The organism is Stenotrophomonas sp. P5_A9 (assembly GCF_056400525.1).
The window spans coordinates 1-12,383 of the sequence record NZ_JBFULC010000032.1; the positions used below are offsets into that span (position 1 = coordinate 1).

Genomic DNA, 12,383 nt, shown 5'->3' on the forward strand with positions numbered 1-12,383 from the left:
CCGCCCAGCAGGCCACCGCTGCCCGCCAGGCCGCTGCACCGGCCGCCGCCGCACCCAGCCTGCGCCCGGTCAGCACCCCGGCCCCGCGCTACCCGGCCGAGGCGCTGCGGTCGGGCACGTCCGGCGAAGTGCTGGTGGAAATCACCGTCGGCACCGACGGCTCGGTCACCAACGCCCGCGTGCTGCGCGCCACGCCCTCGCGCGTGTTCGATCGCGAAGCGCTCAACGCGGTCAAGCGCTGGAAGTTCGAACCGGTCGGTGCACCGGTGACCACGCGTCGCACGCTGGCCTTCGCGCCGGGCGGTTGATCGCTGGCCGATCGCGGTAACAAAAAGCCCGGCGTGCGCCGGGCTTTTTGTTGGTTCCGTGTTTCTCGTTGCAAGGCAGCCACGCATGGCGTGGCTCTACCCGGGTTCGGGGCCGGTAGAGCCACGCCATGCGTGGCTGCACTACCAACCGCAAGCACCTGAACCATCGGCGGGGGATCACAACCCATCCGCGGATTGCGCCCTTGGCTCCAACGCGAGCATCGATAGCGGGGCGATGGCAGCGTCGCCATCGCCCCGCACGACTCACCCCGAAATCGCCAACCGCTCCTGGTGGTAACGACGCACCGCCGCGTACCACAGCACCGCCGCCAGTCCGAAGCCAGCGGCCAGGTACACGCCCCACATCTGCGCGCTGATCGGCTCATGGCGGATGATCTTCAGCAGCATCTGGTTCTGCGCCAGGAACGGCACCGCGAACTGCCACAGCTCACTCTTCAGCGGGTACACCATCAGCGCATACCCGGGCAGCATCGGCAGCAGCATCAGCCAGGTCATGTGGCTTTGGGCTTCCTTCATGCTCTTGGCCGCCGCCGACAGGAACGTCAGCAGCGAGGTGCCGATGAACAGCATCGGCAGCATGATCAGCAGCATCTGCAGCATCGGCAGGAAGCCCATGTTGAGCTGTCGCCCTGCCCCGCTGCTGGACACCTGCGCACTCAGCTTGAACGCCAACAATGTCAGCAGCAGCGAGGCCATGCCCACCATGCAGGCGGCGGCGATCTTGCCACTGACGATGGCACTGCGCGGCGCCGGGGTGGCCAGCAGCGGCTCCAGCGACTGGCGCTCGCGCTCGCCGGCGGTGGTATCCATCACCAGGTAGGCGCCGCCCAGGAACGAGGTGATGGTCAGCAGTACCGGCAGCAGGTAGGACAGCACCTGACCGCGCTTGGCCTCGGCGGTGGCCAGGTCCTGCGTGGCCAGCTCCAGCGGCCGGGCCACCTGTGCATCCACGCCACGGGCGAGCAGGCGCAGCGCACCCACCTGCTGGTTGTAGCCGGCCAGCGCGGTCTGCAGGCGCATGCTGGGGATGTCGGCGGCGCGGCGGGTGCTGTCCTTGACGATCTCCACCAGCGCCGGACGCCCTTCGGCCCAGTCCTCGCCGAAGTCCGGGCTGATCCGCAACGCGACGTCGATCTGCTGGTCGCGGATGGCCTCGGTCAGGTCCTTGGGGGCATCCACCGCATTGAGTCCCTGCGCGGCCAGGAAGCGCACCAGGTTGGGCGCGTGCTCGCGACCGATGGTGGCGATGTCCAGTGGCTTGTCGATCTGGGTCTTGACCCGGCTTTCGGCCAGCTTGCCCATGCCCAGGATCAGGATCGGGTACAGCAGCGGGCCGAGCAGCAGGGTCAGCGCAAGGGTGCGGCGGTCGCGGGAAAGATCGCGCAGTTCCTTGCGCATCACGGTCAACAACGTGGCGAACGAACTCATGCGTGCAATCCTTCTTCCGAACCGATCACCTTGACGAAGGCATCTTCCAGGTTGTCTTCCCCGGTCTGTGCGCGCAGCTCATCGGCCGTGCCGGCGGCCATCACCGTGCCGTGGGCGATGATCACGATGCGATCACACAGCGCGGCCACCTCCTGCATGATGTGGCTGGAGAAGATGACGCAGCGGCCCTCGTTGCGCAGACCCCGCAGGAAGCCGCGCAGCGCGCGCGTGGTCATCACGTCCAGGCCGTTGGTGGGCTCGTCGAGGATGACGTTGCGCGGGTCGTGCACCAGCGCGCGGGCGATCGCGGTCTTGGTGCGCTGGCCCTGCGAGAAACCATCGGTCTGGCGGTCCAGGATGTCTTCCATGTCCAGCGCCTGCGACAGCACCTGGGTGCGCTCGCGGATCTGCGGCCCGCTCATGCCGTGCAACTGGCCGAAGTAGGCGATGTTCTCGCGCGCGGTCAGGCGCTTGTAGACCCCGCGCGCATCGGGCAGCACGCCCAGCCGGCGGCGCACCGCCACCGCGTCGGCAGCCGCGTCGATGCCATCGACCATCACCCGGCCTTCGTCAGGCGTCATCAGCGTGTACAGCATGCGCATGGTGGTGGTCTTGCCGGCGCCGTTGGGGCCGAGCAGGCCGGTGATCTGGCCGTCCTCGGCATGGAAGCCGACGTTGTTCACCGCCTTGATCAGGCCGGTCTTGGTCTTGAAGGCTTTATGCAGGTTCTCGGCGACGATCATGGTGCCCATCCGTTGAACGAAGTGAAGGCCGGCACCGGACTCAGCGCGTCCAGGCAGGTGGCGTCGAGCGACGTGGCGTCGGCCTTGTCCATGAACTGGCCGAGCAGGCGCGGCATGCAGCCAGCGTTGAGGGTGCCGTGGCCCTGGCCCTTGGCGACCAGATGGCGGCCGTTGGGCAGGGTCTTGAGCACCTGCTCGGCGTAGCGCGGCGGGGTGACCGGATCGAACTGGCCCGACAGCAGCAGCACCGGCAGGTCGCTCTTCAGCGGGGCGGTGAAGTCCTTCGGGCGCGTGCCGACGTTCCAGCCCGGGCACGCGGCGAAGAACATGCGCGCCACTTCCGGCCCGAGCAGGCGATCATTGACGGCCGGCTCCTGGTAACGGTCGGCATCCTCGGCGCAGATCACCGACCACTGCATGCCCCGGTTCATCTGCACCCCCAGCGTGCGACCGGCCATCCTGCTCAGCGACATCAGCGGCGCGTAGCGCGCGTGCGCGGCCTCGTCGAGCACCACCGGCAGCAGCGAGGACAGCTCGGGCATGTACGAGAACATGAAGGCCAGGCCGGTGACCGAGTCGGCGGTGAGCACGTCGCGCTTGGCCTCGGCGGTGCCCGGGTCGCGGTACTCGACCTCGACCGGGGCCTTGGCCAGCGCGGTCATCACGTTCTTCAGCTGGGTGCGGGTATCGACCGGGAAGCGCTTGGCGCACGCGGCGTCCTTGCGGCACTGCTCGGCCTGCAGGTCGATGGCCGTTTCGAAGGTGTCGGCGAAATCACCGCCCACCACCACGTCGTTGGGGGCCACGCCGTCGATCACCACCGCACGGGTGTGCTGCGGGTAGTGCGCGGCGTACTGCTGGGCCACGCGGGTGCCGTAGGAGCCGCCGATCAGGTTGATCTTGTCCGCGCCCAGGGCCGCACGCACCGCATCGATGTCGCCGATGGCCTGGGTGGTGGTGTAGAAACGGGTGTCGGCGCGATCAGCCAGCGATGCGGCGCACTGCCGGGCGAAATCGGCGATCAGCTGGGTGGACGGGGTAGCGGCGTCATCGAGCGCCATCTCCTTGCCGTCGGCGCCCACGCAGGTCAGCGGATTGGATTTACCCGTGCCACGCTGGTCGACCAGGATGATGTCGCGCTGCTTGCGCACTTCGCGCAGGGCCAGGTTGATCACCGCCGCCACTTCAGTAGCCGCCTGGCCCGGCCCGCCGGCCAGGAAGAACACCGGGTCGTGCTTGCCCTCGCCTTCGTTGCTGGTTTCCAGCCACGCGATATTCAAGCCGATCTTGCGACCGGTGGGCGCGGCCGGGTTCTCGGCCACCTGCAGGGTGGTGCACTGGGCTTCGACGTTGTCGCTGGCCTGGGTGCTGGTCAGCGTGCACGGCTTGAACGTCAGTGTTCCGTACTGGCGTTGCGCGCCCTCCGCCGGGGTATCCGGGGTGGCCTGGCAGGCGGCCAGCAGCAGCAAGGCTGCTCCGGTCGCCAAGGGACGGCAGGAAACTCGCATGTTCGATCGCATCCTGGATTGAAGGGTCTCAGCATGCCATGACGGCGGGGCGCGCTGGATGTGACGCGCACACTGCCGCGAGTACCGATGCCGTGCCTCGGCCAGGCTCAGGCAGTCACTGGAACCGCGCTGACGGTGCGGTCGCGGCCGTCGGCCTTGGCCTGGTAGAGCGCCCGGTCAGCGGCGGCCAGCAAGGCCGCCAGGTCGTGCGCCCCAGTGTCGACAGCCAACCCGATGCTGGTGGTGACCATGACCGGCACATCGCCCAGGCAGGCGGGGCAAGCCTGCAGCTGCGCGCGGATGTGGTCGGCCTGTTGCGTGGCCCGGGCATGGTCGGCGCCCGGCAGCAGCAGCACGAACTCCTCGCCGCCGTAGCGGCCCAACAACGGCTGCTGCCCGGCCAGACTGCTGGACAGGACCGTGGCGAAGTGGCGCAGGACCTGGTCGCCCGCGATGTGCCCCCAGCGATCGTTGACCTGCTTGAAGTGGTCTACGTCCAGCAGCAGCAGGGCCAACGGTTGCTGTTGCCGCTGGCACTGCTGCAGGCACGCCTGGCCATCGGCCAGCACCGCGCCGCGGTTGAGCAGGCCGGTCAGTCCATCGGTGCGTGCCGCGCGGCGCAGGTCGACCAGCATCTTCTCCACCAGCAGCAGCACCAGGGCGAAGCAGCGGGCCAGTTCCAGGAAGATGCCCGCGAGGTAAGTGGCAAACATCGGCGCGCCAGCCCGGAAGATGTCCTGCCCGGCATCGGGCGCCACCGGCAACCACAGCCGCACCAGGTACACCATCGCTTCAGCCCCGAAGATCGCCGCGGCCAGCCAGCAACTGGTGCGCTGCTCGGGCGGTGCATGTCGGACCAGCATCCAGGCCATCCAGCTGTTGACCAGGACAGAGAACAGGCTGGCCACGTTGAGCCGGACGGCCAGGTTCGGTAACGGCACCACGAACACCACGATGCCGGCTACGTACGCACCGGCCAGCAGCGCCGGCTGCCAGCTCGGCAGTCGCCGCTGCAGGTGGCGCGCCACGCCGTACAGCATCGCCACCGCCGACAGCGCCAATACCGCATTGCCGAAGATCACCAGCGGCACCACCGGCAACTGCGCACGCAGCGCCACCGAGGTCAAGCTGAGCGCCAGCAGCCACAGACTGGCCGTCCACAGGCGCAGCGCCGGTTGCCCGCGCAGGACCAGCAGCAGGAGTGAAAAGCCCAACGCAATGCCCAGGCACAGCAGGTAGCCGAGGACCGCGACGGTGGGGAAATCCAGGGACATGCGGCCTCGGGCATCGGAACGGCGCGCAGTTTAGCGTGCGCGGCGGCGTGGCAAAGCCGTCGCGGTATCGACGCCATTCCGCAACGTTCTGGGATGCGCTGCCCAGACGCACATTGATGACTGTCCCAACGCGCATCCACTGCAATAAATCCCATTAGGAATTTCCTGACAGCGCCAGATACTCGGCGGCGCGCGCCCCATCGCCCCCGCCGACGCACCGATGCCGGCCGCGCCTTTCATCCCTGCTTACGGAGACACCATGACCTCTCGACATTCCCGTTCCCTGATCGCGCTGTCACTGGCGCTGGGCGGCCTGGCGGCCGGCGCGACCGCGCACGCCCACGGCACCATGACCACGCCGATCAGCCGGGTGTACGCCTGCTTCCAGGGCAATCCGGAAAACCCGACCAACCCGGCCTGCGCCGCCGCCAAGGCGGTTGGTGGCGCCCAGGCGTTCTACGACTGGGCGGGCATCAACCAAGCCCACGCCAACGGCAATCACCAGGCCGTGGTGCCGGACGGGGCGCTGTGCAGTGGCAACAACCCCACCTTCCGTGGCCTGGACCTGGACCGCAGCGACTGGCAGCGCACGCCGATCCAGGCCGATGCCAATGGCCGCTTCACCTTCGTATTCAAGGCCTCGGCACCGCATGTAACGCGTGACTGGCAGTTCTTCGTCACGCGCGAGGGCTGGCAGCCCGGTTCACCGATGGGCTGGGGCGACCTGGAGAAGTTCTGCACGCTGGGCAATACGCCGCTGTCGCCCGATGGCACCTACACGCTGGAATGCCAGTTGCCCAGGCGCACTGGCCCGCATGTGATCTACAACACCTGGCAACGTGCCGATTCCGGCGAGGCGTTCTACACCTGCATGGACGTGCGCTTCGACGGCGACGGCGGCACGCCCCCGCCCGGCTGGCAGGACGCCGGTCCGCTTACCGCACGCGGCGAACTGCCGGTTGGAACGGTGTTGTCGCTGCGCGTGTTCACTGCCGCCGGGCAGGACGTGGAAACGGTGCAGGCCACGCTGGCCAGCGGCCAGACCGCCCCTGCGCAGTGGCCGCTGCAGTTGGCCCGGCAGGTCAACGCCAGCGCCACCCACGCGCGGGTGGGGGTGATGCGCGATGGGGTGGTCACGCCGATAGCCTCGGCCACCGACAACCGCGTGTACCTCTCGGCGGGCCACCGGTTCCAGCTCGATGTACGGACACCGGAAGTGCCGCCGCCGGAGGGTGACTACGATTTCGTCTACCCCGCCGGTATCGGCCGCTACATTCCGGGCCAGACCGTGGTGAAGGGCAGCGATGGCCAGCTGTATGCGTGCCGGCCGTTCCCGGAAGGCGCCTGGTGCAACACCGACGCCGACGCCTACCGCCCCGGGACCGGATCGGCCTGGCGCGACGCCTGGATTCCGTACTGAGTGCACCACCGGGGGCGGCGTTGGCTGCCCCCGGTCAGCGCAGCGGCCTACTTGCTACTGACGTACTTCTCCCGCCGCACCTGCGGCGTCGGCAGCCCCGCCTCTTTCAACGCCTCGAACGTCGCATCCACCATGTCCGGGTTGCCGCACAGGTAGGCGATGTCGGTGGCCGGGTTGGGCGCGAATTCGGCCAGGTGCTGCTGCACGTAGCCGTGGCGCACGTCCGGGTGCGGGTTGTCGGGCAGCTCGCGCGACAGGCACGGCACGTAGCGGAAGCCCGGGTGGGCGTCGGCGAAGGCGCGGAAGTCGTCGCTGTAGAGCAGTTCGGCCGGCGTGCGGGCGCCCTGCAGCAGCACCACGTCGACACCACGCTCGGCCATGGCGGTGGCCAGCAGCGGCAGCATCGAGCGGTAGGGGGTGACCCCGGTGCCGGTGGCGATCAGCAGGTAGCGCGCGTTGTGGTCGCCCGGCTGCAGGCAGAACCGGCCGAACGGGCCGCTGGCGGTGACGTGGCCGCCGATGTCCAGGCCCTCGAACAGGGCCGTGGCGGCGCCGCCGGGGACGAAGCTGACCGCGATATCGACCGCTTCGCCCGCGCCGAGGGCGTGGTTGTGAATGGTGGCCAGCGAGTAACTGCGCTTGGTGGCGGTGCCGTCGGCGTACTCGAAATGGACCTGGATGAACTGGCCGGGCTGGAAATCCAGCGGCTGGCCGTCATCACGCAGGAACTGGTAGTGGCCGACGGTCGGGGCCAGCATGCGCCGGTCGACCAGTTTGAGGGGGAATTGGGCAGGCACGACTTTTCGGGACAGTGTGTAGCCGGGGCAAGCCCTCGGGGTCTTCTATAATAGCCGCTCCCCGCCCCTATCCAGCGCCAGCCCGCAGGCGCGAAGGCAAGAGCTTGGCTTCCCAGAACACTCCCGCGACCGGTACGGCCCCCGCCCTGCGGGTCCGCGACCTCCGTAAAACCTACGAAAACGGCACCCAGGCCCTGAAGGGCGTCTCGCTGGACGTCCTCCCGGGCGATTTCTTCGCCCTGCTGGGCCCCAACGGGGCCGGCAAGTCCACCCTGATCGGCATCATCAGCTCGCTGGTGAACCTCAGCGAGGGCCAGGTCGAGGTCTTCGGCAGCGACCTGGTGCGCAACCGCAGTGCGACCATGCGCCTGATCGGCCTGGTCCCGCAGGAGATCAACTTCAACCTGTTCGAGAAGCCCTTCGACATCCTGGTCAACTACGCCGGGTTCTACGGCGTGGCCCGCGCCGAGGCCGAGAAGATGGCCGAAGAGGAGCTCAAGCGCGCGCATCTGTGGGAGAAGGCGCAGGTGATGAGCCGTACCCTGTCCGGCGGCATGAAGCGCCGGCTGATGATCGCCCGCGCGATGATGACCCGCCCGCGCCTGCTGATCCTGGATGAGCCCACCGCCGGTGTGGACATCGAGATCCGCCGCGACATGTGGCGCGTGCTCAAGGAGATCAATGCCGCCGGCACCACGATCATCCTGACCACGCACTACCTGGAAGAAGCCGAGCACCTGTGCCGGAACCTGGCCATCATCAACCACGGCCAGATCGTCACCCAGGGCCCGATGCGCGAACTGCTGGCCAAGCTGGACGTGGAAGGCTTCCTGTTCGACATCGACGGCAGCCTGCCGGCCCAGCTGCCGGAAATCGAAGGCGCCATCCTGATCGCCACCGACAGCCACACGCTGGATGTGGACATGCCGCGCGCGATGGACCTCAACCGGGTCTTTGACGCCTTGAACGCCGCCGGCATCCGGGTGCGTTCGATGCGGACCAAGAGCAACCGCCTGGAGGAGCTGTTCGTGCGCCTCACCGGCAACCAGGAGAACGTGGCATGAGCAGCACCCCGACCCCGGTCCTGACCGACGGCCAGCGCAACCGCATCGCGCTGATGACCATCGTGCGCCGCGAAGTGGCGCGCATCCTGCGCATCTGGGGCCAGACCCTGGTGCCGCCGGCGATCACCATGACCCTGTACTTCCTGATCTTCGGCGGCCTGATCGGCTCGCGCGTGGGCGAGATGGGCGGCTACAGCTACATGCAGTTCATCGTGCCGGGCCTGGTGATGATGAGCGTGATCCAGAACAGCTATGGCAACATCAGTTCGTCCTTCTTCGGCGCCAAGTTCGGCCGCCATGTCGAAGAGCTGCTGGTGAGCCCGATGCCGAACTGGGTGATCCTGTGGGGCTATGTGTCCGGCGCGGTGCTGCGCGGCCTGATGGTCGGCGTGATCGTGCTGATCATCGCCATGTTCTTCACCCCGGTGCGCATCCCGCATCCGCTGGTGACGCTGACCACGGTGCTGCTGGGCGCGACGATCTTCTCGCTGGCCGGTTTCATCAACGCGGTGTACGCCAAGAAGTTCGATGACGTGGCGATCGTGCCGACCTTCATCCTGACCCCGCTGACCTATCTGGGCGGCGTGTTCTACTCGGTGAAGCTGCTGCCGACCTGGGCCGAAGCGGCCACCCATGCCAACCCGATCTTCTACATGGTCAACGCGTTCCGCTACGGCCTGCTGGGCACCAGCGACGTGCCGCTGTGGGTGGCCTACGCGCTGATGCTCGGCTTCGTGGTGGCGCTCACCGCGCTCGCGCTGTGGCTGCTGAAGCGTGGTGTGGGGATGCGGAGCTGATGCGCATCCTGATCCTCGGCGCCGGCGGTACCGGCGGTTATTTCGGTGGTCGCCTGGCGCAGGCCGGCGTGGACGTGACCTTCCTGGTACGTCCGGCGCGTGCAGCCCAGCTGGAGGCCGAGGGTCTGGTGATCCGCAGCCCGCTGGGCGATGCGGCGTTCGCGGTGCAGCACGTCAGCGCCGAGGCATTGCCCGCGCTGGCGGCGGCGCAGCCGTTCGACCTGGTCATCCTGAGCTGCAAGGCCTATGACCTGGACAGCGCCATCGAGGCCATCGCGCCGGCGATGGGGCCGCGCACCACGGTACTGCCGATCCTCAACGGGCTGCGCCATTACGCCGCTCTGGATGCGCGCTTCGGCCGCGATGCGGTGTTGGGCGGGCTGTGCTTCATCAGCGCGACCAAGGCCGCCGATGGCGCGGTGCTGCATCTGGCGCCTGCGGCCAAGCTCACCTTCGGCGAGCGCGACGGCACCGGCAGCAGCGCGCGGGTGCTGGCGCTGGCGGCGGCCTGCGTGCAGGCCGGCGTGGACCATGTGGCCAGCGATGCGATCGGCCAGGAGCAGTGGATCAAGTACACCTTCCTGACCACCCTGGCCGCATCGACCTGCCTGATGCGCGCCGATGTCGGCACGATCGTGGCCACCGATGATGGCGCGGCGATCGTGCGCGGGCTGTACGACGAATGCCTGGCCGTGGCCGACGCCGCCGGTGAGCCGATTCCCGCCAAGGCGCGCGAGATCGCCCTGACCGCGACCACCCAGGCCGGTTCTGTGCTGAAGGCCTCGATGCTGCGCGACCTGGAAGCCGGCCAGCAGGTCGAGGCCGAGCAGATCGTCGGCGACATGCTGGTCCGCGCGCGTGCCGCCGAACAGGCGGCGCCCCTGCTGGCCGTGGCGTATGCGCACCTGCAGGCCTACCAGCAGCAGCGCAAGGGCTGAGCATGGCCGCCGACACCGCGCCGGCACGCGTGCTGGTGCTGGGCCTGGGCTACGGCGGGCGACATCTGGCCGCGCTGCTGCAGGCACACGGCATTGCCTGTAGCGGCACCGTGCGCGATCCCGCCACCACGCCGGCCGACGGCGTGCCACGCCATCGTCTGGCCGAGGGATGCGCCCTCGATGCGGCGTTGCGTGAGGCGATCCGAACCGCCGATGCGATCCTGTGCAGTGTCCCGCCCGATGCCGACGGCGATCCCGCCCTGCGCCTGCTCGGCGAGGCGCTGCAGGATGCACCGTCGCTGCGCTGGGTGGGCTACCTTTCGTCGACGGCCGTGTATGCCGACCGCGATGGCGGCTGGATCGACACGCACGCGACGGCCGATGCCACCGACGACACCGCACTGAAGCGCCTGCGCGCCGAACAGCAGTGGCAGGCCTTCGCGCGGGCGCACGGCCTCGCCTCGGCGGTGTTCCGGCTGCCCGCCCTGTACGGACGCGGACGCAACGCGCTGGTGCAGTTGGCACAGGGCAAGGCGCGGCAGGTTGTGCGTCCGGGCCAGGTATTCAACCGGCTGCACGTCGAAGATCTCGCCACTGCGGTGCTCGCAGCGATGCGCCGGCCGCGGGGTAACGCGCTGTATCTGCCGGCCGACAATGAGCCGGCTCCGCCGCAGGACGTGCTGGCCTATGCGGCGGCCCTGAGTGGCCTGCCGCTGCCTGCGCCGCAGGCCTGGGATGATCCGGCCGTCCCTGCTTCTCTGCGGCGCTTCTATAGCAGCAACAAGCGCATCGACAGTCGCGGCACACGCGAGGCATTGCAGTGGCAGCCGCGGTTCCCGACCTACCGCGAAGGCTTGACCGATGCGTGGGCGGCCGGCGACGGGCGCGTCACCGCGAACCGGTAGAGCCGAGCCATGCTCGGCTGCTCTCCGTTCCGGTACCCGGGTGGCCGGCAACAAATACGTCTGGTGTGGGCCGCGCGTCGCGCGGTTGCCGAGCATGGCTCGGCACTACCGGATCGGGCAATAAATACGCCCGGTGTGGGCCGCGCGTCGCGCGGTTGCCGAGCATGGCTCGGCACTACCCGATCGGGCAATAAATACGCCCGGTGTAGGCCGCGCGTCGCGCGGTTGCCGAGCATGGCTCGGCACTACCGGATCGGGCAATAGATACGCCTGGTCTGGGCCGCGCGTTGCGCGGTTGCCGAGCACGGCTCGGCACTACCGACGCCGGGGCGGGTCAGGCTGCGTCGGGCAGGCGGAAGAACGTGCGCGTGGCCGCCGTCGCATTGGCTGCCGTGACGTCCACTTCCTCGCCACGGTCGCGCGCCAGCTCCTCGACGATATGCGACAGGAACATCGGCTCGTTGCGGCGGTCCTTGGGCATCGGCTTGAGCGAGCGTGGCAGCAGGTACGGCGCGTCGGTCTCGATCATCAGGCGGTTGGCCGGGATGTGCCTGACCAGCTCGCGCAGGTGGCCACCGCGGCGCTCATCGCACAGCCAGCCGGTGATGCCGATGTACCAGTCCTGGTCCAGGTAATCGAACAGTTCCTGGCGCTCGCCGGTGAAGCAATGCACCACCGCCGCGCCGAGCTTGCCGTCGAAGTTCTTCATCTGCGCCATGAAATCGGCGTGCGCGTCGCGCTGGTGCAGGAACAGCGGCTTGCGCGCGCCATTGGCGGCCCGCACGTCGCTGGCCAGCTGCAACTGGCGTTCGAACGCGCGGTGCTGGGCCGGGCGCGGGGCGAAATCGCGGAAGTAATCCAGCCCGCATTCGCCCACCGCCACCACCTCGGCATGCGCGTGCAGCGCACGCATCTCCGCATCACACGCGTCGGTGTACTCCACCGCGTGATGCGGATGCACGCCGGCGGTGGCGTACAGGAACCCCGGGTGCTGGCGCGCCAGCTCCAACGCCATCGGCGAGTGCTCGCGGCTGGCGCCGGTGATCACCATCTGCACCACGCCGGCATCGCGCGCGCGCGCCAGTACGGCGTCGCGGTCGCGATCGAAGGAATCGTGGGTGAGGTTGGCGCCGATATCGATCAGGTGCATGGGGGGCTACAGGACAGTGAACCCGTCCAT

Annotated in this window: 12 protein-coding genes; 6 read left to right on the forward strand and 6 right to left on the reverse strand. The window is 68.6% G+C overall.

The annotated features are described in order from the left end of the window. The coding region (locus tag AC1DR7_RS11650; protein WP_478076495.1) for an energy transducer TonB at window positions 1-308 on the forward strand (308 nt) is incomplete at its 5' end. A 264-nt stretch (window positions 309-572) separates the two neighbouring features. Here AC1DR7_RS11650 and AC1DR7_RS11655 read toward each other — a convergent pair. From AC1DR7_RS11655 to AC1DR7_RS11670, 4 genes are all read right to left on the reverse strand, one after another. Further along, the gene (locus AC1DR7_RS11655; RefSeq protein ID WP_256774834.1) at window positions 573-1,757 is read right to left on the reverse strand and encodes an ABC transporter permease; all 1,185 of its coding nucleotides are present in this window, start codon (window positions 1,755-1,757) and stop codon (window positions 573-575) included. Further along, window positions 1,754-2,500 carry an ABC transporter ATP-binding protein gene (locus tag AC1DR7_RS11660; RefSeq protein ID WP_457317837.1) on the reverse strand — a complete coding sequence of 249 codons (747 nt, stop codon included), beginning with the start codon at window positions 2,498-2,500 and terminating at the stop codon, window positions 1,754-1,756. Before AC1DR7_RS11660 ends, AC1DR7_RS11655 begins: the two co-directional genes overlap by 4 nt. Beyond that, a complete protein-coding gene (locus AC1DR7_RS11665) occupies window positions 2,497-4,008 on the reverse strand; it encodes an alpha/beta hydrolase (protein ID WP_478051098.1) in 1,512 nt (503 codons plus the stop codon). The genes AC1DR7_RS11660 and AC1DR7_RS11665 overlap by 4 nt, the downstream gene beginning before the upstream one ends. A gap of 107 nt (window positions 4,009-4,115) precedes the next feature. Then, window positions 4,116-5,282 (reverse strand): GGDEF domain-containing protein, encoded by a 1,167-nt coding sequence (locus AC1DR7_RS11670; RefSeq protein WP_478051097.1) that lies wholly within the window; start codon window positions 5,280-5,282, stop codon window positions 4,116-4,118. A gap of 259 nt (window positions 5,283-5,541) precedes the next feature. Here AC1DR7_RS11670 and AC1DR7_RS11675 point away from each other — a divergent pair, with 259 nt between their 5' ends. Next, complete coding sequence (locus AC1DR7_RS11675) at window positions 5,542-6,702, forward strand: lytic polysaccharide monooxygenase auxiliary activity family 9 protein (protein ID WP_478051096.1); 1,161 nt, start codon at window positions 5,542-5,544, stop codon at window positions 6,700-6,702. Window positions 6,703-6,749: 47 nt separating this feature from the next. Here the strand turns inward: AC1DR7_RS11675 and AC1DR7_RS11680 are convergent, their stop codons facing one another. After that, window positions 6,750-7,499, reverse strand: coding sequence for a ferredoxin--NADP reductase (locus AC1DR7_RS11680; protein WP_256774839.1), 750 nt, complete (start codon window positions 7,497-7,499; stop codon window positions 6,750-6,752). A 104-nt stretch (window positions 7,500-7,603) separates the two neighbouring features. Between AC1DR7_RS11680 and AC1DR7_RS11685 the strand changes: the two genes are divergently transcribed. From AC1DR7_RS11685 to AC1DR7_RS11700, 4 genes are read left to right on the forward strand one after another with little or no spacing between them, the layout of a single operon-like run. Then, entirely contained in the window at window positions 7,604-8,563 is a 960-nt protein-coding gene (locus AC1DR7_RS11685; RefSeq protein WP_256774840.1) for an ABC transporter ATP-binding protein, read from the forward strand. Next, window positions 8,560-9,360 (forward strand): ABC transporter permease, encoded by an 801-nt coding sequence (locus AC1DR7_RS11690; protein WP_256774841.1) that lies wholly within the window; start codon window positions 8,560-8,562, stop codon window positions 9,358-9,360. The genes AC1DR7_RS11685 and AC1DR7_RS11690 overlap by 4 nt, the downstream gene beginning before the upstream one ends. Beyond that, window positions 9,360-10,298, forward strand: a complete 939-nt coding sequence (gene panE, locus AC1DR7_RS11695; RefSeq protein WP_457317833.1) for a 2-dehydropantoate 2-reductase — start codon at window positions 9,360-9,362, stop codon at window positions 10,296-10,298. Before AC1DR7_RS11690 ends, panE begins: the two co-directional genes overlap by 1 nt. Window positions 10,299-10,300: 2 nt before the next feature. Further along, entirely contained in the window at window positions 10,301-11,203 is a 903-nt protein-coding gene (locus tag AC1DR7_RS11700; protein WP_457317832.1) for an NAD-dependent epimerase/dehydratase family protein, read from the forward strand. A gap of 334 nt (window positions 11,204-11,537) precedes the next feature. On the opposite strand, the gene AC1DR7_RS11705 is transcribed toward AC1DR7_RS11700, so the two are convergent. Further along, entirely contained in the window at window positions 11,538-12,353 is an 816-nt protein-coding gene (locus AC1DR7_RS11705) for a TatD family hydrolase (protein ID WP_478051093.1), read from the reverse strand. Between the last annotated feature and the right edge of the window lie 30 nt (window positions 12,354-12,383).

Bases quoted from the DNA above. Each gene is read 5' to 3' on its own strand.
- AC1DR7_RS11675 (WP_478051096.1), top strand. From the start codon at position 5,542: ATGACCTCTCGACATTCCCGTTCCCTGATCGCGCTGTCACTGGCGCTG.
- AC1DR7_RS11690 (WP_256774841.1), top strand. From the start codon at position 8,560: ATGAGCAGCACCCCGACCCCGGTCCTGACCGACGGCCAGCGCAACCGC.
- AC1DR7_RS11705 (WP_478051093.1), bottom strand. From the start codon at position 12,353: ATGCACCTGATCGATATCGGCGCCAACCTCACCCACGATTCCTTCGAT.
- AC1DR7_RS11660 (WP_457317837.1), bottom strand. From the start codon at position 2,500: ATGATCGTCGCCGAGAACCTGCATAAAGCCTTCAAGACCAAGACCGGC.
- AC1DR7_RS11700 (WP_457317832.1), top strand. From the start codon at position 10,301: ATGGCCGCCGACACCGCGCCGGCACGCGTGCTGGTGCTGGGCCTGGGC.
- AC1DR7_RS11655 (WP_256774834.1), bottom strand. From the start codon at position 1,757: ATGAGTTCGTTCGCCACGTTGTTGACCGTGATGCGCAAGGAACTGCGC.
- AC1DR7_RS11670 (WP_478051097.1), bottom strand. From the start codon at position 5,282: ATGTCCCTGGATTTCCCCACCGTCGCGGTCCTCGGCTACCTGCTGTGC.
- AC1DR7_RS11665 (WP_478051098.1), bottom strand. From the start codon at position 4,008: ATGCGAGTTTCCTGCCGTCCCTTGGCGACCGGAGCAGCCTTGCTGCTG.
- panE (WP_457317833.1), top strand. From the start codon at position 9,360: ATGCGCATCCTGATCCTCGGCGCCGGCGGTACCGGCGGTTATTTCGGT.